The organism is Nostoc sp. (assembly GCF_036917395.1).
In the GTDB taxonomy this organism is placed as follows: domain Bacteria; phylum Cyanobacteriota; class Cyanobacteriia; order Cyanobacteriales; family Nostocaceae; genus Nostoc.
This window is the reverse complement of sequence record NZ_JBALDI010000029.1, coordinates 74,965-99,379: the sequence shown is the minus strand read 5'-3', so window position 1 is coordinate 99,379 and position 24,415 is coordinate 74,965. Positions and strand designations below refer to the sequence as shown.

The following is a 24,415-nucleotide window of genomic DNA, read 5'->3' as shown; positions in this document are numbered from 1 at the left end:
AGGAGTTAAAAATTCATAACTCATAACTCCTAACTTGTAACTTTTTCCACTCCCCATGCAAACAACCAATCGCCAAGTTAATTCAAGCTACGACCAGTCAACTAAAACCCCTCGGATTGCCACTGTTCACCGCACCACTGGTGAAACGGATGTGCAAGTTACCATCAATCTGGATGGTAGAGGAACTTGCACCGCAGCAACTGGCATTCCGTTTTTGGATCATATGTTGCATCAAATTGCCTCCCACGGGCTGATTGATATAGATGTTCAAGCCAAGGGAGACTGGGAAATTGATGACCACCACACCAACGAAGATGTAGGCATTACCTTAGGGCAAGCTTTGAACCAAGCACTGGGCGACAGAAAAGGCATTGTCCGCTTTGGTAATTTTCTTGCACCACTGGATGAAGCCTTAGTTCAGATAGCGCTAGACTTTTCCGGACGTCCTCACCTTAGCTACGGCTTGCAAATTCCTAGCCAGCGGCTAGGAACCTATGATACCCAACTGGTGCGCGAATTCTTTGTGGCACTGGTGAACCATAGCCAAATGACACTGCATATTCGGCAACTGGATGGCATTAATTCCCATCACATTATTGAAGCAACATTTAAGGCGTTTGCGAGGGCAACCCGGTTGGCAGTGGAAATTGACCCCCGTCGGGCTGGTGTCATTCCCAGTTCTAAGGGCGTTTTGTAAAGCTAGCCAGAATTACTTACCAGGACTGACATTTACAGTATTAATTCAGCTACTCTGTTTGCAATAATTGACACACTGCATGGTGATGGTTATTATCAGCCTATCGGGTAACTTGTAATTAATACCAAGCTGGTAAATAGCGATTTAATCGAGATGAAGTCTGTTGCAGATGACCCTGATTCTCAACTTAATCCGACAGAGACTCCGCCAGTAGTCCTAACTTCTGAGTTGCGAAAAGTCTATCGTACTGGTTTTTGGCTAAATCAAAAAATCGTATCTCTCAAAAACTGTTCTTTAACAGTTTACAAAGGCGAAACCTTTGGGTTGCTAGGACCAAATGGTGCGGGTAAAACCACCCTTTTAAAATTGTTGCTGGGAATTATTCGTCCTACCTCTGGACGGGGATTATTATTGGGTGAGCCAGTAGGCGATCGCAATGTTAAGCAACATATCGGCTATCTGCCGGAAAATCCCTATTTGTATGACTATCTCACTGGCTGGGAATTTTTGCAGCTAGCAGCTGGGCTATTCCAAATTCCCAAAAGTGTCCAACGCCAACGCATTCCCCAACTGCTGGAATTAGTGGGTTTATCCCAAGCTGATGCCCGTAAAAAGCTGCTGCGCCGCTATTCCAAAGGAATGCTACAGCGTGTTGGTATGGCACAGGCATTAATTAATGAGCCAGATTTAGTTTTTCTGGATGAACCTATGTCTGGTCTTGATCCGGTGGGACGCTACCAAATGCGGGAAATTATCCTGGCGCTAAAAGCCGCTGGTAAGACGATTTTTTTCAACAGCCACATTCTGAGTGAAGTAGAACAGATTTGCGATCGCATTGCCATCCTCGCTCAAGGTGAATTAATTTGCTCTGGTTCCCTTAATGAACTCTTAGGCACTAAAAACACATATCACGTCAAAGGCCAAGGTGGTGACTGGAAAATTCTCAAAAAATGGATACCTACTCTCACATTTGAACCAGATGGTTCCTGGCAAGGTACACTACAAGACGATTACTATGATTTTCTCGCCAGTCTTCGTCTTATGGAGGGTAAAATTATTGCCATGAATTTGTCGCGTTACTCCCTAGAAGAGTTTTTTATTCAACAAATCGAAACAAAAAATAACTCCCTGAATTAGTCTTGTTGCTTATTGCCAAATAGAAAATTTTAGGTGTTTAAAATTGCTATATCTATCAAGCAGAGTTAACTTTAAATTAACTTCACTAAAAATTCAAATTCAATCAACAAATTTCCTCCGGAAAATCACACTTTTCGAGGAAAATAAGAGTGTCGGGGAACTTGAATACTTAGGTATAGTCCAAATAAAAATGTTTAGACAGTACATTATTGATCGTAGTTTCAGAGTCTCAAGTAAATATGCTTAACAGAAGTTTGTTTAAATTCCTAACTCAGCCAGTTGTGGGTGTGGCTTTGTTAACTGCTGTCAATGCCGCTATGCCATGTATCAGTCTAGCTCAGGGACAACCATTACCACCAACTACACTTTCACCAACCACACAAACACAAATAGATACTAATTATTCATTAGGAGGCGGCGATCGCATCCGTGTAAATGTATTTGAAGTACCTGAATATACAGGTGAATACCAAATTCCCCCAGGTGGAGCAATCAACCTGCCTTTAATTGGCAGTGTGTCAGTCCTCGGTCTAACAACTGAACAGGCTGCTGACGAAATTGCTAGAAGATATGCTCGCTTCCTCAAACGTCCCTTAATCTCAATCAATTTGTTATCGCCTCGTCCCATTAATGTTTTCGTTGCTGGAGAGGTGACACGTCCAGGAGCTTACACTCTCAGCTTGAGCGGAGGCGCGGGAGATAATCCAGGCGTACAATACCCCACTGTATTAACTGCATTGACAACAGCACAGGGGGTAACCCTGGCTGCGGATGTGACTCAAGTTCAATTACGGCGTAAAATAGGACGCTCCTCAGAGCAAGCCGTCAGTGTCAATTTGAAGGAACTCATTCAAACAGGCAGATTATCACAGGATGTTACCTTGCGGGATGGAGACACCATAGTTGTCCCAACAGCAACCAACTTCAACGTGGCAGAATCCCGCAATCTGTTTGCAGCTAACTTTGCCGCCAGCCAAACCACACCCCGCACAGTAACAATTATTGGTGAAGTTAACCGTCCCGGTTCCTATCTTGTCACTCCAGGTAACACAGATGCTCAGGGGAACGCAACCCCTAACACCGTTAACAGTGGCACTGCCAATCCCGCTGGTCTACCAAATGTGACGCGGGTAATTCAACTAGCTGGGGGAATTACAGCACAGGCTGATGTTCGTAATCTCAGGCTACGCCGACCTACACGATCTGGCTCAGAACAAGCTATAGATATTAATCTTTGGCAATTATTGCAGAGTGGTGACGCCAATCAAGACATCATTGTGCAAGACGGAGATACAATTGTTATTCCGACGGCTACTGAAATCAACCCCGCAGAAGCTACTCAATTAGCTACCACTACTCTGTCTCCTACACGCATTCAAGTTGGTGTGGTAGGCGAAGTTAAAAGACCAGGCTTAACAGACGTTCAGCCGAATAGCTCTTTAAATCAAGCTATACTTGCTGCTGGCGGATTTAATGATGCCAGAGCTAGTAGTAAGGCTGTTGATTTGATTCGCCTTAACCCTAATGGTTCTGTCACTAAACGGATAGTAAAAGTGGATTTCTCCGCTGGGATTAATGAGCAAACTAATCCTATACTCCGTAATAATGATGTTGTGGTAGTCAACCGATCTGGTTCAGCTAAGACTGGCGATACCATAAGCACTATAACTGGACCTCTAGGTATTATCTTTAGTCTTCTGAATTTGGTCGGACTCTAGTTTAAGATACAGATGTGAATTGGGGGCGTTGGTCAACCCCCTCTGTCCCTCAAATTACACTATCTATGAGTCAAAGCTTAATAGTCAAGAGTTAATATAACCCTACTTAATCATTGATGAGAGAGAAAAAAGCTGAAAAGTTTATAACTACGTACTTTTAACAAGAAAGAATTTAGGAGTCAAGAGTCAGGAGCCAGAATTCAGAATTGAATTCTGTGCGACTGGTGAGGCAGCGCGGTCTTCTCCCTACAGCCCTTCTCAAGACAGGAGACACTCTTGCGTTCGGGCATCCTACGGCAGGCGTTAGCGTCTCCGTCAGAAGAAAGGTGGATAAATAAACGGGTTTCTGCCACCAAATTTTCTTGTTTTGTGGTCAACTTTCGTAGTAATGGGTCTGAATCCCCCACGCTCATTGATTCTGTATTCAGAATCAATCTCCGTATTTTCTTAAAATTTAATTTGGATTGCTATAAAAAATAACTTTCTTATTCATAATGGGACTATTAAATTAACTCGTGTACTGCCTTTTGAGGGCAAGAATAAACGATAGAGCCGTACTCTTGTAGAGAAGCAAGCTACACAAAGCGTCTCTTATTCCAAAGAAAAAGCTTTTGGTTTACCGAGAATAGCCGTTCTCGTACTCCTACAGACAAGCAAGCTACGCGCCGCCTCGACCATAAAATAAGACAAGACTAGGGTATAGAACTGGCTTGCCTTTCGGATCGCTTACTCAAAAATTGTATTTTTTATCCACATTTGAGGATAGTTTTAAGTACTATTACTCATTTATAAATCCTGTAGACCTAAAGTCATCACTGAAAATTATTAATCTGCCATTGATAGGCTATTTCAAACTTTGTTTTAGTTACTCTAATTTTTTATGATAATGAGAATATTTTAGAAGTTAAAGACGATAATTCTAGTCCATACAATTATTTCAGTCATTTGTTGATTATTATTATCATAAGAATTATTTAAGTAAATTAACTGATTGATGACAGATATACTATCTTAACCATAGATACCGCGTATACACAGTACAATGATGTCGAATTGGAAATGATGACATTTGTACAGTTGCTTCGTGTGCATTTATTGGGTATCTCTGGATACTGAGAATTTTTTTTCAGTACTTTTACTCGATATGTGCCAATTTTTCAAAAAAGAGCTAGAAAGGCTTTTCAGCCATATTTACGTGGAAATTCTCAGGTGGTAACCTAATAAACCATGTATAAACTTAACAAACGGCAGTTACACGACCAGATCCGATATTGAGTTATTTACTAAGGCTAGAGCTACTGACCGTTGACGATTCAGTTTTTGCAACATACCCTATTTTTTCCCTATGATGATTCATGGTTTCGGTTTTCTCAGTTTGAGCGCATCTCTTGTACTTCCCTGGGCATTAACAGGTCTGGTTACAGGAGAGAGAATAACAGAGTCTTTAGCTAAAGATGTTCGTCAGTCATTCACTGATCAGAAAATCCCACTACCAAGCCGCAAGCTGATCAGTGCTGTTTCAACTAAGACAACATACTATGTTAGTAGTAACGGAAACGACAGAAATAGCGGACTCTCTACCTCATCCGCGTTTAAGACACTTGAAAGGGCAGCAAACCTGACTGACCCTGGGGATACAGTACTCATTATGAATGGAGTATACAAGAATACAAGCAAAGCTGGAACAGTACTAGATATTAAACGCTCTGGAAAGGCAAATGCATGGATTACGTATAAAGCATATCCTGGACATCGGCCGAAACTTCAGAGCAATGGATGGCATGGAGTTTCGATTTCTAATGGAGCGTCATATATTGAGGTAAACGGGCTGGAGGTTGTAGGGAACAATAGCAATATAACCCTTGGTTATGCTCAGAATCAGAAGAATAACAAATCAAACCCGCTGACGAATGGAAACTGCATTACCATAGATGGAAAAAACAATCGTCTCACCCACCATATACGTATTTTGAATAACAAGATACATGATTGTGGAGGTGGAGGTATTTCAGTGATGGAATCGGACTATGTGACAGTGGATAATAACGAGGTATTCAATAATGCTTGGTACTCAGTCTTCGCCTGTAGTGGCATTGCGGTGATCACCTCTCGGAATTATGACAACAGCCAAAATTACAAAATGGTTGTGACCAGAAACAAGGTCTACAACAATCAAATGTTAATTCCCTGGTATCAGAACAAAAAGATTCAAGACGGTAATGGCATTATTGTTGATAGTCACAGAAGGTTTGGGTATAAAGGACGTACTTTAATTGCAAACAATATCTCATACAAAAACGGTGGTTCGGGCATTCATACTTATGAAAGCGAACATGTAGATATTGTTCACAACACAGCTTATCTGAATAACCAGACTCCGGTAATTAATTACGGGCAAATCATGAGTAATTATTCAAGTGATATCAAAGTTTTCAATAACATCCTTTATTCTGCGCGTAACAGACCAATAAGCTCAATAAATAAAAGTCCCAACAGTACTTTTAACTATAACCTCTACAACAACAATGGTTCTCGTCTAATTGCTGTCGGACCTAATGATATTATGGCAGATCCACAGTTTATTAACGCCTCGACTGGTGACTTTAGACTGAAAAAGACGAGTTCGGCAATCAATAAAGGTTTTAAGTGGAATAATTTGAAAACTGATGCTCTAGGCAACCCTCGTGTGTATGGTTCAGCCTCCGATAGAGGGGCATACGAAATGCGATATTAGTTAACAATGACCTTTGCCAATTTACGAAGATTGACATAAAACAAAACTGGATGATGCGTGCCTATTGTTGCCATCAAGTAAAAAACTGATTCAATAAAACCCTGTATGGTTTTTGTGGAAGGAATTTTTACTGTTTTATCTGCATGCACTGCGGCTCTATGTTTTGCTTAACACTCAAGCACACACTTATCTTGGGTCGTTTCGGCAAAAGTTAAACCTACTTTTCTTTTTGGCAAAGGTATTGGGTAAATAGTAGTATGGCATAGGGTTGTATGGCAAAATCCTGATTTCTACAAAGTTTTTGTCTACAACCCGTTGTTGTAACCCACATTCCGAACCTAATATAAAACCTTGATTTTAATGCTGTAGCATAAATGAGGGGGCGGTAGAACCAAAAGTCATAGAACTAGTTTCAAAATTTACTTTGGCTTATTAACATCCCTTTAGTCGCAATAAACCACGGAAACATAGGCGTTAGGTAATTATTATTGAGAATACAAACATTGTGACTAATCCCCGGAAAGAGTTATCAGGAAACGATTGTAGACATTTTACTATGACCTGAATCCTTACTTTTTGTCAAATAACAAGGCGAGGTTATTTGATTTGGATAAAGTCGAGATAAACAATCTGGGGTTAGAGGAACTACGAAATTCTAGTCAATGGTTTATTGATATGTCTTTTAGTAGCCCCTAAACTTTGGAGATTTTACTTTTTTGCAAGTCCCTTAAGTTCTTTTGTCAACTCCCTTGGTTTAAAATATTCATGCTCATGATATAAATAAATACTAGAATCATTTTTATCAATGATTCCATTTACGACTAAACCTAAAACGTTGTAATTGGATCTCTCTAATATCTCTTGAGCAGCGTTAGCACTATTAGAATCAATTACCCCAGGTCTAGCTACTAACAAAATCCCATCAGTCATTTGGCTTAAAGTCAAAGCATCGGCTGCCAAAAGGAGGGGAGGAGCATCAATAATTACAAAATCATAGTTGTTTTGAGATGAGAAATTTTCAATTAATGATGCCATCCGTTTTGAGTCAAGCAAAGCAAGTGGGTTAGGAGGTCTAACTCCAGCAGTTAAGACATCAAGATTATCCATTACCTTAGATACAGTAATGTCAAATTCAGCCTGACCTACAAGAACCTCGCTCAAACCAACTGCATTGGTTAGTTGCCAGAGATGATGCTGAGAAGGAACTCGCATATCTGCATCAATTAGTAAAACTTTACGTCCTAGTTGAGCGATCGCTGCTGCCAAATTAGCTGAAACTGTAGACTTGCCTTCTTTAGGAACTGCGCTAGTTACCACGATAGTTTTGAGCACTTTATCTGAACTCAGGAATTTCAGATTGGCTTGAATCATCCGGTACATTTCGCTCGTTAAAGAGTGGGGCGTATCTCTGACGGCAATTGTTTGAACTGTTGATTCTGAATTTGAATAACGGGAGTGGATTTTTTTTACAGACAAAGGAATAATTCCCAGCAAAGTATATCCAAATACATCTCTGACTTCCTTAAGTGTTTTCAGAGATCTATCTCTCATTCCTAGAAAGAGAACAGTTGTAGTGGCCAAAAATAAACCGAACATCACTCCTAGCACTAAAACCACAACTTTTTTGCCTTCTACTGGCTTATTGGGGACTAAAGCCTGAGCAATAATCCGCGAGCTGGCTGTATTTGTATTCTCAACTAACTGTAATTCCTGAACCTTTTTCAATAGAGTTTGATATGTCGATTCTGCAACATCAACTTTCCTTTGTAACTCCCCCTGATTTTGTGCTAACTGGGGTATGATTTTCACTCGCTGTTCGTAGGTAGAACGGGATTTATTTAGAGAGGAAAGTCTTTTAATTAAGCCAAAGCGCTGTATTTCTGACTGGAGAAAATTTCCGATCAGGTTTTGTCTGAGTTCTCCAATCTGCAATAGGTTCTGCGGAATTTGTGTTTGATTGCCAACAGTCTGACCAATTTGCTGTTGCAGGAGAGATTTTAAGCTAGCTTTTTTTGCGACTAAGTTAATAATTACGGGGTTGTCATCTAGGAAACGGCTACGCTCAACCGCTAGCTGTTGGTCGGTTTCTTGAAGTTGTGTAAGAATTCCCTGCACTGCAGGTGACTGACTGAGGGCACTCACAGCGATCGCTTGCTGAGAATTTAGCTCTACTTTCTGGCGCAACTCATTGGTTTGGGCGTTTACCTCATCCAGTTGAGCCTTAACAGTATCCATCTCATTGTCTAGATTTCCAATAGTCGTAACGGCTGACTTTGTCTCCTCTGATAGATCTGCTATCTGATGCTTCTGTTTAAATATACGTAGTGCTACTTCTGCATTATTAACAGCCTCTTGAGTTTTAGGAAGCTGCTTGGCAATAAATTGACGAGTTGCTCCTGCCTCAGAGCGATTTGTCAGAATATCATTTTCTAAATAAAGCTTCATGATTGTGTTGACCACTGCCGCTGATTGTTCAGGGTCACGGCTGGTATAGCTAATTCGCAATACATCTGTGCCGCCAACAATTTTCATGACCACAGATTTTCGTAGTTTTTCTACTTCCAGAGGTTTACCTTCTTGGTCTTTAAGTCGTAGTTTGTCTATTACTTGCTGCAATAAAATAGGTGAGGAAATAACTTCAATTTGAGTGTTTATAGGGTTTTGAGTTGCTAGTAGGGATTTTAAATCTCCTGGATCTCCTCCTTCACCGTTACTAGGCAACAGATTAGATCCTACTACTTTAAAAGAAGGAATTCTAAATAACAGTTTTCCTTCAGCTTCATAGGATGGCTTCATAAATTGTGTAGCTATAGCACTGAGCATAACTGTAGCTGCAAATATTGCAGTAGCAGGTAGCCACCATCGTTTCAATATCAATAAGTAACGACTAAGGTCTAAATCAATAGATTCTCTAGATTCCATAGATTTTTCCAACATAAATCTTCCAAAGTACAGATCTTAAGCAAGAAACTAAAAATTGACTTAGACAATGCACAAACCACTGCAATTGACAAGACTGATGCAATTTGACAATATGACAATAGTATAGACTATCTATGTTAAAAATTTAGTTCCCATTCTGACACCATGATGCCATAGTGTTGATACCATGCTAATCAGCAAAAAATTTGGGAAATTCTGGATTTGAGGTGAGTTAAAGGTGTCGTAACTCTCTACCGCACCATAAATCAACCCTTTAGCGCCACCACATTCATTTAAAATTTTTTTGCCATTAGCCATTATTCTTAAAATTTATTTCTTGATTATCAAGGGATTGATTTTTTTCCTCGAAGATTATTTATACGGTTCTCCCCCTTGTCAAATCACCCATGCTGTTCAAAGTTACTCAGCCCAGGAAAAAACTCACCGTTTAGTCAGTTTACGATTTTTGACCATAAATATCTACCATTACTCAGCCTCACTTAATAGTGATTCTTGAATTTAAAGTAAGTATTAGCTTTGCCAAATTTTATCATAAGCCTCTAACAGTTTCGGAGCTTGATATTGCCACTCAAGAATCTTCTCCATTCTGCGTCGCCCCTCGGCTCCTATCTTTTCTCTACGTTCAGGAGAATCTAGAAGCTCTAGAATCTTATCGGCAAATTCCACCTCATTATTAGGCTTGGCATAAAGAGATGCTTCCTGTGCAGAACGTCTTCCCTCTCGCAAATCAAACTGGACAATTGCTTTTCCCATTGCCATGTATTCGAGGATTTTATTCATGGTACAGTTTTCGTTATAAGCAGATGTTGGAGAGGGTTCTACACACACGTCACAACTAGAAAGCCGCTCTAAAAGTTCCTCCCCTTGCTTAAACCCTGTAAATTCTACAAACTCACTCACTTCTAGCTCTTTAGATAAGACTTTAAGTTTTTCAGCTGCTGGTCCACTACCAATTAACATAAAGTGAATATCTTGGCGATTTTTTTTGCGGACAATGTAATATACCATTCTTAGGAGATAATCAATTCCCTCTGGTTCACCCATGACACCCATGTACCCTATCAAGTAGTTCTTACCTCTACGGTAATTGAGATTTGGGGACATTCGGCAAAAACGGGAAAGGTCGGGTGCACTACGAACTACAAAGATTTTCTCTGGTTTCTTGTGCCCTCGGGTAAGAGCTACCTCTCGGTGCGATTCGTTCGTTGAAATTACTATATCTGCTGTGGCATAGGTCAAGCGTTCAGCCCAGCGTAATCCATGATAAAAAATATCCCGCCGTTGATACTTAGCTTCATACATCTCCGGACTGAGGTCATGATGATCGAAGATAACCCATGTGCCATAAAATAATTTAAACCATCCTGCTACTAAAAAAAGTAAATCCGGCGGATTACAAATATGAATGACATCAAAACCACGCTCTTGCCATACCCGTTGAGCTAGACGAAATTGCCAGTTAATTGCCCAACTATACTCTCGAAGATACCCAATGACAGAACTTTCTTCTGGTGGTAGAGGATGACGGTAGACGTGAATCTGCTCGATAACCTCGTAGTCTTTTTCAAAACCATTACCTGTGGGTGAAATTACAGTAACTTCATACCCAGCTTTTTGCAAAGTAGTTGCTTCCATCCATACCCGCCGATCAAAGGGAACTGGCAGATTTTCAACGATAATTAGTACTTTTTTAGGTAATGCCATAATCTCAATTCTTAATGAGTTTAGTAAAAGACTGACTTTTCAATTCTAAAATCTGCCTTTTTTGGGGAAATTTTAGTCATACCTGGCGAAACTGGACTCAATAACATGCATATCTGCATCCTCATAGCTTTCAGTCTTGCAATTGCTAGCTGTTTACACTCACATTATTGATCATTTGAATTTAATAGTGAACGATATAAATCAAGAAAAGAAACCCAGTGATTTTTAATATCAAGAGCAAAAACACTTGTTCTCGCTTTAGAACCTAGAGAAAGCCTCAAACCCTCATTTCCAATTAAAGACTTCATAGCATCTGATAACTGCTCAACATTACCTGAATTAACAATTAATCCATTTTCAGATTGAGTAACTATTTCAGGTATGCCTCCTACTGGTGTAACTATGACTGGTAACTCCCAAGCCATTGCTTCCAGCATTGCTAATGGAAGACCTTCGTTGTAAGAGGGCAACACAAAAACATCTGCTTTAGTTAAAAGAATATCACGTTCATCTGACCCTATCCAGCCAGGCAATTGTATATAATTTTCTAAACTTAAAGTCGTAACTAAATTACGTGCTTGTTCTATATCTCCATCTCCTGCCATAATCATACTTGATCTGGCTTTATATTCAGTAGGCAAAAAAGAAAAAGCTTTGATCAAATCAAATGCTCCTTTCCGTTGACCGATTCGTCCTAAAAAAAGTAAGTTCACTTTTTTAGAAACTGAACGGTTTGGAACTTCAGCAGGAATTTTTACTGGATTGTAAAAAACTACAACTTGTTCATGTTTCAGACCAAGGTTTTCTATGTAGAAGCTTTTCCAGCTTTCAGATAATACAATTAAGCGTTGACACTTGCCAAATACCCAACTTAGTAATTTCTGGATCCATTTTGCAAGTCCAGCGTAGAAAAGATGAAATTGACTACCATGAGCATGTAAAATTATCGGCTTGTGAAATCCCCAAGCTAAAAGTATCATAATTGCTTGTCGGAAAACACTGCCGCGCTGTGAAATTTGAATTTGAACAATATCAACTTCTTCCTTTATTAACATCGATAAAAATTTCCATATAGCTTTCAAAAAAACCATGACTTTGAGTGCTATAGATCCTTCCTCATGAGTAATAATATGACATATTTGGACTTCCGAAGGAGCATACGCCAAAAAAAGTTTCTCATAACCGGAAATACCACCCTGCTGGAGTAAACTAGGACCTAGCATGATAATCTTGAGAGTATTAGTTCGACACATAAGCTGTAATTTTTTAATAATTTGGTCTATCTTTGATTAATATATCAACGAAAGAATCACAAGTTATCGTTTGATTGATTTTCCTAGATTCAAAGGCTGCCAAGCCTTTTCCTAAAACCGGGAAAGTCTATTAATTTTATTTTTACAGATTTGCGCGTCTAGAAAGTTTGTTTGATAATATTGCTGATACATAAAGTATCCATTGCAGACTATTTTGCTCTAAGAATGTAGTTTCAGCAAGATTTGAAAGAATAATAACGGTAAAATAAACTAAGAGCCATAAACTTTCAGATGTTTGATTCCACCGGATTAAATATATTGCTTTTAATAAATTAATAACGAACCCAATTAAAAAAACCGAGAATCCTAATAGACCCAACTCTAACCAGAGATCCAGAAAACCATTGTGAGCATTAGGAGCATTCCATTGTATCGTTTGTTGAACAATAGTAGACTCACTATTATTCTCTATCCAGAATGCTCCATAGCCATATCCTAGTAACGGTTTTTTCGCAATCATTTCCAACACAGCAGACCATATTTCTGAACGTCCAGTAAGTGTTGTGTCCTTACCTACTGAGCCTAAAATTGTATCCGCTTCTGATATAAACCAGGTATAAAAAGCTATGGCAATGGTTGATATGAATGTCAAAATAGGTATCATTACTTTATACTTTAAATGTAAAATTCGATAATATATAATAACAGCTGCTGTAATGATTATAAAATTAACTATAGATGTTGTTGATTTTGAGAAGAATATAAGTACTCCAGAAGTAACATACCCAAGCCATGAAACCCAGCGATTTTCTTGATTAGTCATGGCTTGGAAGAAAAATATTGCTGCACTCAACACAAATGTCTCGCCAAGAACATTCTTGCTTGGGTATATTCCTCGCCAACCAGCTCCATCAACATCGTTTCCAAGACCATATTGTGGTAGAAATATAACAAATAAGAAGCACATTACTGCTGAGATGCCAAACATGTATGCACATAAGTTCAGTTGCTCTTTTAAGGTGTAGCGTGAAGCTAAATAAAGTCCAAAGATAGTTGTTGCTACCAGAGCAAAAACGCGACGTGCAGTAGTGTCTGGATCTAAAGACCAAAAACTAGAAAGTGCACAAACTCCAATCAATGCCCAAATAAACTTATCTCTGCTAAAAACGTAAGTAACCTTCTTCCAGCGTAAAGCAATTAACGAAAAACTAACTATATATGTAAAAGTAAAAAAGAATCGAAATATAGTTCTATCAGCGTCTCTTACGGTAAAGCCATCCGTCAGAAGAGGGATTAGCGGATTTCCTGAGTAGATCATCAAGCAAGTTACTATAAGTATTTGTTCGGCAGAAATTAAAAATTTCCTCATTTTTTATGATTATGTATACATACAGAAAACAGATTAAGCAAGTCAGGGATTCGTGGTTGGTAGTCTAAGTTGATTTTAAGAAATACTTTGTTTATTAGATTTGTAATTATTATTTTCGTTAAATGCCATAATGAGTACAATTGTATTAATGTCTCATTTTTATGGTTTTTTGATAAACTTCCACAGTTTGACCAGCAATATTTGACCAATTTAAATCTTCCTGAGAGCGAGCTAGTGCTGCTGTTTGCATACCTTGTTGCAAGTCGCGATTCTTTAGCAAACAAATGATAGCATCAGCTAGAGCTGAAACGTCACGGGGTGGAACTAATAACCCATCTTTTTTATGCTGAACTATCTCACTCAATCCCCCCACCTCAGAAGCTACAACCAGCGTTCCCATTCCATAAGACAAAGCTGCCACACCACTTTGAGACGCTTCGATATATGGCAGAACTATTGCCGTGCTGCGTTTAAATAGATTACCTACTTCTTCAAGGGGGATAAAATCATTGATAATCTTGTAGCGTTTCTCATCATAACCATTAGGGAAATATTGCCTTATGTTTTCTCCTTTTCCAGCAATAATCAGCTTGACTTCAGGTATACATTCAGCAATTAAGGGCATCGCTTCAAGCAAATATTTCAATCCCTTATAGGGCAAGATACGTCCAAAAAATAGCAAGGTACATGGCTCACGGGCTTGAATATTTTGACTACTTCGACGCTGATACAAACTACCAAGTTCCCCATGAGGTAAAACATTGACTCGCTCTTGAGGTATACGAAATTGCTCAATTAGAATCTTTTTTAGTTGATTAGTATGGACAATCAATTGTTGGGAACGGTAAAAGCCAATACGTCTGGTATACTCGGAACCAAATGCAGTGCTGTTATCCCCTGGGTGACGGAATATATCGTGGATGGTTGTCACCAATGGTGGCATTTTGTTGAGTAACAAAGTCCAATCGTACCAAGGATCGTTAGTTTCTTGCACATGTAAAACATCTGGCTGTATATTTTTGATGATATGCATCATAGTGCCCATAGATAATAGGTTGCGTGGATCGCGAATCCGTGGTTTTTTAAAGCTAACGACGCGGATATTGGAATCAAGAACCTTCTTACAGACATCTGAGATTTTTTCTGGATGAATTAACGTTAAATCAACATATTTAACCAAACTGTTTGCTAATTCGATGGTGTAATCTTCAAAGCCAAAATGTAATAGAGCAACCTTAATCATAATTAAAATTATATTCTCATTTAAATCATTTATTTAATCAACAAATTTGGATGCATTACTAGCAGGATTTTTTATTAAACAATTTACTAAACTCTTAAAAGTTTTATCTACACAAAACGAAAACCACCAAACGCACGAATACCTAGATAACTCACAAATAAACCATAGACACAAATTGCAATAATTAGAGTGAACATAATATCTAAGCTAATTTTTTGCAATAAGATGAATACAAGTAGCATTAAAACGCTTATCATTAAGGGTCTGATCATAATTCGCCATAAGTTTAATGAAAATAGGCGAGTATAGGTGAAATAAATAAACTGGCTAAAACCAAGAATAGTCATTAATAATACCATTAAAGGTGCACCAATTAACTTCTATTGAGAAACTAATACAACATCTCCCAAGCTTTCCAATTACGTCATAACTTGACTTGTTCAAATATATACTTAGAAGTTTTTCTAACTGTTCTATACATACCTGGCTTTTTTTTCCTTAATAAGCACCTTCTTTTTTCAAAACTACCATAACTGTTTTGAGTAGAATTTCAAAGTCTAACCCAAGCGACCAATTTTCAATGTAGCTAAGATCAAGATTAATCACTTGTTCAAAATCTAAAATATCCGAGCGACCTGAGACTTGCCAAAGACCTGTAATACCAGGTAAAACTTCATGTCGGATAAAATGATGTTCAGAAAACTTATCAACATCTCTAGTAGGTAAAGGGCGAGGTCCTACTATACTCATTTCTCCAAAGATAACATTAAAAAGTTGAGGTAATTCGTCTAAGCTGTAACGACGAAGAAATTTTCCAACACGGGTAATGCGAGGATCGTCTTTTATTTTAAAGATAATTCCATCTTTCGCTTCATTTAATGCTTCTAATTCTTTCTGTAATTTTTCTGCATCAGACCTCATAGTTCTGAATTTCCATACTTTAAACTGTTGCCCATGTAAACCTATACGGGTTTGCCTGTAAAATATTGTGCCGGGAGAGTCCAGTTTGATAGCTATAGCTATAGTTATATAAATAGGGAATGATAACATTACAAATAAAGCCGCGAAGCAAAAATCACAACTGCGCTTTATCCAAAAATCTTTACCTGTAATTATCGGACAATCCAAGCTTAGACAAGGCATTCCTCCTATTCTATTAAATTCTACATTTTTATAAATCGGTTTTAATTCCATTGGCAAAATATGCACTTGGATGCCAGATGCTTGAAATAACCAGCATAAAAACATTCTGTTTTTTAAGGCATCCCAAGATATAAAAACTTCTGTTACAGCTAATTGATTAAGTTGATTCAAGGTTTGCTGACGTTGATACCTGTCTAATGAATTAGCATTCGCCGTTCCAGATACGATGTAATGTTTTTCTTTTTTTATAAAACTAGCAATCTGTTCATGATCTTGAGGATCACAAATAATGAATACAGAAGAACGAACTATTTTTTTCTGCTTACGCAGATACTCAAGAGTAATATTTACAGCATATCTACCAGTACAAATAAATAATATACTTAGCACCCAAGATAATAAAATTAATCTTGGACGTGTAATATCAACAACTGGTTTATACAAAGAACAAACAAGAAGTATTAATCCATGAGCAAAAGTTAGTGATTTGATGATATTGAAATAGTCATAACGTTTTTGACCTTCTCGATAAATACCTTGGACAGCTAGTGATCCTATTTGAATCCCAATAGTTATAAAAATCGGTAAATAATGACTCGGTATATACCAAGTAAAATGCCCATAAGAAGATTGATATCCAGCTAAAACCCAAGCTAAGGATAAAAGAGTATAGTCTACTAAAAACAGTGTTGTTAATCTCAACCACCACGAACCCTTGCGTACCTGGACAAATGCAGATGCACGTAGATCCAAAGGCACCTCACTGAATTTATTTGTTGTAATGCTTTGATTACTCATAGTTAGGAACACTTAATATAGTTATTTGATGGAAATTTATATAAGACAAGTAGGATATCTCACATTTTTCTTTCAAAGAAACTTGGGCTTTGTAGTCTACTATTAACCATTTTGTTCGGAGTAACTTTAAGTTCTTAAGCAAAAGCATTTTCCAGGGTCGGTTTGAGTGCGGTTACTACCCAGATATTTAGCTTTTATTGCAGGGTAAAATCCAGTTTAGTCTGAAAATTTTGAGCTTTGATGCCAAAAATTTGTTGGTTAGTTAACTTAATAGTTGAATAAAATTTCTAACCTTAATAATCAAGTAGGTCAGGTATAAATATTAGGATTTTTAAGGTGCGTAATAGTTGAACTGAATTACTACAGTTCCATTGCAGAGTTGCACTTCTATGAAACAATAATAATGATATTCCTTCCTAAATTACTGTAGCATGTTTAGCTAGACTAATTTAGCCTTGCTTAGAAGTTCTCTCTTTATTTACGCATAATTACTGATTAGCAAAACTTACAACCATAACTTATAACAAAATGCATCAAAAATTTGATTATTGTTACAAAACTTTACAAAGCGAATATTGTGGTTATTGGGTCAGTCTCATGGGCATCGCTAGACAATTGGTCACAGATTAATGAAAATAAATTCTAATAACTGGAAATAATATCAAGAAGGCTTCATCTTTGTAAATCTTGTCATATCTAGGTTATAGACATTTTTTCCTCCTGATAGAGAGCCAATTTTTTTGTCTGTAACATTGCATTTTGAACCGTTATAATCTTGAACTATCAAAAATTGAGGGATTGGGCACGGTAGCATCACCATAAAAAATTAACATTGGATTTGCTTGCTGCAAGTCTTGGCTTGTAGCCAAAGGGCTTGAATGAGTGTTCGCTGCAAGAAAAAACTGAAAATTTTATTTGTATCTTACGTCACATTGATATATATGTTAAGTCCATGTGCAAAATTTTAGCTTCATATATGCTTTATCTATAGTGACATGAAACCCATCTGATGAGGGTTTCACTGAGTCGGCATAGTAGAAAAGCACAAATTAAAGATAACTATCTAAAAAAAGATGAACGAGGCTAAAACCCTCTTTTTTCCAGCCTCCTGCATTATTCCAATGACAACTTTTTACACCAATCTACTTAATTATTTAAGCAAATCATAATTATAGCTTTACATTATTTTTACATATGAAGAAACATAATGAAGATTCGGTAATAATTATTTTTTCATTTAGTAAATTGTTATAAAAAAGGATAAAGTCTTTTCAGTGTTGTATTTAGTCTACCTAAGTACGTAAAAAAATATTTGCTAAACAAAGGTAAAACCGCAAATCAAATGCTTTTGTCTGACTGGACTTTAACAATGTAATAGGGCATTTTTTGATTTTAATCTGATTTAAAAGTTTTAGTTAGAGAGTAACGAATAAAAATATGGGAATTATTATGTTAAGTAGAAATCGATTAGCTAGAGCTTTAAATACCAATTATCGAAGATGCGTATAATTGGTCTAGGTTCAGCTTTGCCATTGCCATTCGCGCAGCGTCCCGCTCTTAAAGCAAGGTAGGCTTTGCTTCTATAACTTTAGACTTCTATCTTGAGGGCGTTAATATGCAGCATTACATATAATAAATAATTTGCTATAAACACACTATACATAACTAATAAATAAATTAAAAAATGCTATTTCCTGATGGAGTTGATATATAGAAAATGCAGATAAATAGCCAGACTTCAGAATATAAGCAAAATATTCCGTTAGATACCTTAAGTCAGATCATTGGCACTCAAGTTTTACAGGAATGGAATGAAACCCAAGCAGTTGATCATCACGATCTGTGCATCCATCAAATGTTTGAGATGCAAGTAGAGCGATCGCCCCAAGCCATTGCTGTAGTATTTGAAAATACACAACTTACTTATCGGCAGTTAAACCACCGGGCCAATCAACTAGCGCACCACTTACGTGCTTTAGGGGTTGGGCCTGAAGTACTTGTAGGCATCTGCCTAGAGCGTTCCTTGGAGATGATTGTAGGACTACTGGGAATTCTGAAAGCTGGAGGTGCTTATGTACCTTTAGATCCTGGATATCCCTCGGAGCGTTTAGCTTTCATTTTGGAAGACACCCAGACACCAGTATTGTTAACTCAAGAAAAATTAGTCAAGAATCTACCACCGCATCAAGCACAAGTAATTTGTCTGGACTCAAACTGGCAAGGGAATATCCGAGACAGTCAAGAAAATCCTGTAAATGAGACAACGGCTGATCATCTCATCTACGTAATCTACACATCAGGATCTACAGGACAGCCCAAGGGTGTAATGATCCCTCATCGGGGGATTTGCAATCAACTCTACTGGAAGCAAACAACTTTTGGATTAACTCAGGCTGACAAAGTTTTACTGACTATTTCTTTTAGCTTCGACCCTTCAGTGTGGCAGATATTCTGGCCATTGTGCTTCGGAGGGCAATTGATCATGGCTCGCCCTGGTGGACATCAAGATACTGCCTACCTTGTGAAGGTGATTACTGAGCAACAAATCACAGTCTTGGCCTTAGTCCCTTCTATACTGCGTGTCTTATTGGAAGAGAAGGGAATTGAGAATTGCCGATTCATCAGGCATATTACCTGCGGTGGTGAAGCTTTACCTAGCGAACTCATAGAACGCTTTTTTGCTCAACTGAATTTGGACAATGTTCTCCATAATTGCTATGGTCCGACAGAAGCTTCCATTGATACCACTTTCTGGACTTGCCAGCGCGGCACTAATTATGTCATTGCTCCCATTGGTCGCCCAATTACTAATGCAGAGATTCACATCCTCGATGAAAATTTGCAGCCTGTGGCTTTTGGTGAATCAGGTGAACTGCACATTGGCGGTATTGGTCTAGCGCGAGCCTATCTTAACCGTCCAGAATTGACCATAGATAAGTTCATTTTCGACCCTTTTAGTTCTAAAAGAGGGGCATATCTTTACAAAACTGGGGATTTAGCACGTTATTTGAGCGATGGTAATATCGAGTTCCTTGGTCGTATTGACCACCAAGTGAAAATACGTGGCTTCCGAATTGAATTGGGAGAAATTGAAACCATATTAGTTCAACATCCGGCACTGACACAGACTCTAGTCATAGCTAGAGAGGATGTTCCTGGTGACAAGCAACTTGTGGCATATGTTGTTGCCAGTCCAGAGCAAATCCCTAGCCAGTCTGAATTGCGTCGCTTTTTGGAAACTCGGCTACCTGAATACATGGTGCCTAGTTTCTTTGTATTTTTGGATACCCTACCATTAAATCCCAATGGTAAAATAGACCGCCACGCCTTGCCTGCACCGGATACATTTACTTTTAGGCTCTCAACTAACTTTGTTCCACCTGAGAATTCGACAGAAGAAGTTTTAGTTACTATCTGGGCGAAAGTTTTGCGTCTGGAACAAGTAAGCATCCACGACAATTTTTTTGAATTGGGAGGTCATTCACTGCTGGCTACTCAAGTGATGTCTCGGGTTCGCCAAGCCTTTCAGATAGAAATACCGTTGCAACTCTTATTTGAGAATCCAACGATCGCTACTTTAGCTCAAGCGTTGGTTCAAAACGAAAGTCAAGAAAATGATCCCCAAAATCAAACTATTCCCCAAATAGCCAACCGGGAGTCAGCCCCTTTATCCTTTGCCCAGCAGCGAGTGTGGTTTTTGCAGCAGTTGCAACCCAACAGCCGAGCATATATCCTCTCGAATGCACAGCGCTTAAGAGGCAAGTTAAATGCGCGTGTCTTGCAACAGTCACTAGATGCGATCGTTGCCCATCACGAGGCACTGCGAACAAACTTTATTAAATCACTTGATGGTAGCCCCATACAAGTAATTGGCACGCCTCGGCCAGTGGAATTCAAAATAATTAAGGTAGCACCGGAGCAAGTAGAATGTCTCCTAAATCAAGAGGCACAACGCCTCTTCAACTTAGAATCTGACTTGATGCTGCGAGCTACTTTGCTCCAGGTAAATGAACAGGAGCATATACTCTTGTTGGTCATGCACCACATCGCCTCAGATGGTTGGTCAATAGGCATTATCGAGCAGCAGTTAGCAGACGTTTATCAAGCCTTTTTGAGCGATAAGCCTTCCCCTTTGGCAAAATTGCCCATTCAGTATGCAGATTTTGCTGTGTGGCAGCACCAATGGCTATCAGGTGAAATACTCTCCAGCCAAATTAATTATTGGAAAACTCAGTTAGCAGGTGCTAATACTGTATTAGAATTACCAACCGACCGACCACGGCCACCAGTCCAAACTTACCAGGGAGCAGTGCAATCCCTGATGTTACCTCAGAAGCTGAGTGCATCCCTAAAAGAACTCTCGCATCAGCAGGGTGTCACCCTATTCATGACATTGCTGGCAGCTTTTGGGATAGTATTGCACCGCTACACTGGGCAAGAAGACATTCTCATCGGTTCTCCTATTGCTGGTCGCAACCAAGTTGAAACCGAAGGGTTGATTGGGTTCTTTGTCAATACCCTAGCTATACGCATTAACCTTTCAGGTAACCCAAGTTTCCAACAGTTATTTAGTCAAGTTAGAGAAGTAACACTAGGAGCTTATGCCCACCAAGACCTGCCCTTCGAGAAGCTAGTAGAAGAACTACAGCCCGAACGAGATTTGAGCCACTCGCCGTTGTTTCAGGTAATGTTTGCCTTCCACAATACCCCAAGCGAACTCTGGGAACTTCCGGGATTGACCATTACTCCTCTAGAAGTCCATAATGATACCGCAAAGTTCGAGCTTACCCTCGATATTAAAGAAACTCCAGAAGGGATCAAAGGTGGAATTGAATACAACACAGACTTATTCGATGCTACAACGATCGCTCGAATGCTATGGCATTTCCAAACTTTACTTGAAGGTATCGTCGCCAACCCAGAACAGCATATTTCAAATTTACCTCTGTTAACAGCAGCCGAACAGCATCAGCTACTAATAGAGTGGAATAATACCCAAACTGACTACCCCAAAAATACCTGCATCCATCAGTTATTTGAAGCTCAAACCGAAAGAACTCCCAACGCGATTGCTGTAATCTTTGAGAACCAGCAACTAACTTACCAGCAACTCAATCACCGTGCTAATCAGCTAGCGCATTACCTGATATCACTGGGGGTCAAACCAGAGATGCCGGTAGGGATTTGTGTGGAGCGATCGCTAAATCTAATAGTTGGAATTTTAGGTATCCTAAAAGCAGGTGCAGCCTATGTACCCCTAGACCCGGCCTATCCCCAAGAGCGCTTGGCGTTCATGTTGCAAGACTCGCAAATTTCCATTTTATTAACCCAGCAACATTTATTAAAAACTCTTCCATCCCACCAAGCCCAAGTTATCTGTTTAGATAGCGACAGGGATTGCATCGCCGCACATCAGCAAAATTCGCCACAAAGCTACATTGATCCCGATAATTTAATTTATACAATTTATACTTCTGGCTCCACAGGAAAACCCAAAGGTGTACAAATTACCCATCGCAGCGTCCTCAACTTCCTCACGGGGATGCAACAGCACCTACAATTAACTAACCTTGATAGTCTGTTGTCAGTTACTTCTCTATCTTTTGATATTGCGGTTTTAGAAATTTTTCTTCCCCTAACACTAGGAGCCAAGGTAATTTTAGTCAGTCGGGAAGTTACTGCCGACGGTTTACAGTTATTACAAAAACTCAATAACTCTGCTGCAACTGTTATGCAAGCCACTCCTGTGACTTGGCAAATGTTACTAGAAGCGGGATGGAAAGGAAATGCCCAACTGAAAATTCTCTGTGGTGGTGAAGCCTTACCTGAAAATTTAGCTAACCATTTACGTCAAAGAGGTGCTGAAGTATGGAACTTATACGGACCAACAGAAACAACTGTTTGGTCTACAATTCATCGAATTGAGCAGGAAGAAGCTTTAGTGAGCATTGGCCGTCCTATAGCCAACACCCAGATTTACATTTTAGATAAATATTTGCAACCCGTCCCTGTGGGTGTTCCAGGACAACTATATATTGGTGGTGCAGGGTTATCACGGGGTTATTTCCATCAGCCTAAATTAACAACAGAAAAATTTATTCCTAATCCATTCAGTTGTGACTTTGAAAGCCGTCTTTACAAAACAGGTGATTTAGCCCGTTACCTAAGTGATGGTAATATCGAATATCTCGGTCGCCTTGATAATCAAGTAAAAATTCGTGGTTTCCGCATCGAACTTGGAGAAATTGAAGCTTTATTAGCACAACACCCCAGTATACAGCAAACTGTCGTCACAGCTAGAGTTGATAATCCAGAAAACCAGCGACTAGTCGCCTACATCGTTCCTCACCCAGAACAGACACCAACCACAGACGAACTGCGCCATTTCCTTAAACAGAAACTGCCAGAATACATGGTGCCTAGTGCTTTCGTTTTACTAGACACCTTACCCCTAACCCCCAACGGCAAAATCGACCGCCGCGCTTTACCAGCACCAGACTCAACAAGGCTTGATTCAGCAAACACCTATCTGGCTCCCCGTGATGAATTAGAATTCCAACTGACCAAAATTTGGGAACAAGTTCTGGGCATTCAGCCTATCGGTGTCAGGGACAACTTCTTTGAGCTAGGAGGACACTCTATATTAGCAGTAAAACTGTTTTGGCAAATTGAAAAGACATTTAATAAAAATCTGCCTCTTGCCATTCTGTTCCAGTCAGGTACTGTAGAGGCTCTAGCCAAAATAATTTGCCAAGAAGATATAGCAAGAAACTTGGCTTTAGTAAATACCTTAGACCAATCAAAATCTAGTTGGTCATCTCTGTTAGAAATTCAACCCAATGGTTCAAAACCACCTTTTTTCTGTATTCACGGACTGGGTGGAGAAGTCTTGTGTTTCCGTGAATTGGCGTTGCATCTGGGATCAGATCAACCATTCTATGCACTACAGCCACAAGGGCTAGATGGAAAACAGCCTTTGCATACGCGGATTGAAGACATGGCAACTCACTACATTCAAGAAATCCAGACGCTTCAGCCCAATGGCCCTTATTTTCTGGGAGGTTATTCTTTTGGGGGTATAGTTGCTTTCGAGATGGCTCAACAACTCCAAGAGCAAGGCGAACAAGTTGGTATTCTAGTTATAGTTGATAGTTGTCGTCCAGGTTATAGCTGGCGGGCGTCATTTCCCAAACGAGTTTTTTTGCATTTAAATAAAATTGTTCAACAAGGGCCTACCTACCTTTGGCAAATGGCTGTGAGATTGAGTTATTGGCGTAAGCGCCGTCTGAAAAATAGATATAACCGTTACTTGCAAGAGGTAGTTCATTTACCTGAAACTGATAAGCACTTAAAAATTATAGATGTTAACACTCAAGCCGTCAGTGAATATATCTTTTCACCTTACGTTGGTCAAGCTATCCTCTTGCGAACAGAGGATCAGAGTCGGGACGAAGCTATAGGTAGAGAATACGATCCTCAATTCGGCTGGGGCGACGTAGTTGCTGGAGAATTAGATATCCATTACGTTCCCGGATCTCACCATGGCCTACTTAATGAGCCGCAGGTACAGGTGTTAGCCGAAACATTGAGAAATTGCTTAACTCAGGCGCAGTCTCCAAAGAATTAGTTTGAACTTTTCCCTTAGTTCAGGATTTCGACGGTAATGGGTCAGCTTA

The 24,415-nt window shown here is 39.2% G+C and carries 12 protein-coding genes; 5 read left to right on the top strand and 7 right to left on the bottom strand.

Translation table 11 applies throughout. The annotated features are described in order from the left end of the window. Positions 1 to 55 precede the first annotated feature (55 nt). The 4 genes from hisB (at position 56) to V7K46_RS11270 (ending at position 6,286) form a co-directional block, all read left to right on the top strand. Positions 56 to 697 (top strand): imidazoleglycerol-phosphate dehydratase HisB, encoded by a 642-nt coding sequence (hisB, locus tag V7K46_RS11285; protein ID WP_335113063.1) that lies wholly within the window; start codon positions 56 to 58, stop codon positions 695 to 697. A 153-nt stretch (positions 698 to 850) separates the two neighbouring features. Continuing rightward, a complete protein-coding gene (locus V7K46_RS11280) occupies positions 851 to 1,834 on the top strand; it encodes an ABC transporter ATP-binding protein (RefSeq protein ID WP_335113061.1) in 984 nt (327 codons plus the stop codon). A 239-nt stretch (positions 1,835 to 2,073) separates the two neighbouring features. Then, positions 2,074 to 3,552, top strand: coding sequence for an SLBB domain-containing protein (locus V7K46_RS11275; protein ID WP_335113059.1), 1,479 nt, complete (start codon positions 2,074 to 2,076; stop codon positions 3,550 to 3,552). 1,345 nt (positions 3,553 to 4,897) lie between these two features. Then, positions 4,898 to 6,286, top strand: coding sequence for a choice-of-anchor Q domain-containing protein (locus V7K46_RS11270; protein ID WP_335113057.1), 1,389 nt, complete (start codon positions 4,898 to 4,900; stop codon positions 6,284 to 6,286). Positions 6,287 to 6,994: 708 nt separating this feature from the next. On the opposite strand, the gene V7K46_RS11265 is transcribed toward V7K46_RS11270, so the two are convergent. The 7 genes from V7K46_RS11265 to V7K46_RS11235 form a co-directional block, all read right to left on the bottom strand. Beyond that, a complete protein-coding gene (locus V7K46_RS11265; RefSeq protein ID WP_335113055.1) occupies positions 6,995 to 9,208 on the bottom strand; it encodes a GumC family protein in 2,214 nt (737 codons plus the stop codon). 132 nt (positions 9,209 to 9,340) lie between these two features. Beyond that, positions 9,341 to 9,526, bottom strand: a complete 186-nt coding sequence (locus V7K46_RS11260) for a hypothetical protein (protein WP_335113053.1) — start codon at positions 9,524 to 9,526, stop codon at positions 9,341 to 9,343. A 213-nt stretch (positions 9,527 to 9,739) separates the two neighbouring features. Next, entirely contained in the window at positions 9,740 to 10,933 is a 1,194-nt protein-coding gene (locus V7K46_RS11255; RefSeq protein ID WP_335113051.1) for a glycosyltransferase family 4 protein, read from the bottom strand. Between the two features lie 164 nt (positions 10,934 to 11,097). Further along, complete coding sequence (locus V7K46_RS11250; RefSeq protein ID WP_335113049.1) at positions 11,098 to 12,156, bottom strand: glycosyltransferase family 4 protein; 1,059 nt, start codon at positions 12,154 to 12,156, stop codon at positions 11,098 to 11,100. A gap of 172 nt (positions 12,157 to 12,328) precedes the next feature. Next, complete coding sequence (locus tag V7K46_RS11245; protein ID WP_335113047.1) at positions 12,329 to 13,555, bottom strand: O-antigen ligase family protein; 1,227 nt, start codon at positions 13,553 to 13,555, stop codon at positions 12,329 to 12,331. A 145-nt stretch (positions 13,556 to 13,700) separates the two neighbouring features. Further along, positions 13,701 to 14,798, bottom strand: a complete 1,098-nt coding sequence (locus V7K46_RS11240; RefSeq protein ID WP_335113045.1) for a glycosyltransferase family 4 protein — start codon at positions 14,796 to 14,798, stop codon at positions 13,701 to 13,703. A gap of 498 nt (positions 14,799 to 15,296) precedes the next feature. Next, positions 15,297 to 16,739 carry a sugar transferase gene (locus V7K46_RS11235; RefSeq protein ID WP_335113043.1) on the bottom strand — a complete coding sequence of 481 codons (1,443 nt, stop codon included), beginning with the start codon at positions 16,737 to 16,739 and terminating at the stop codon, positions 15,297 to 15,299. Between the two features lie 1,717 nt (positions 16,740 to 18,456). On the opposite strand from V7K46_RS11235, the gene V7K46_RS11230 reads away from it, so the two are divergent. Further along, a complete protein-coding gene (locus V7K46_RS11230) occupies positions 18,457 to 24,366 on the top strand; it encodes an amino acid adenylation domain-containing protein (protein ID WP_335113041.1) in 5,910 nt (1,969 codons plus the stop codon). Positions 24,367 to 24,415 lie beyond the last annotated feature (49 nt).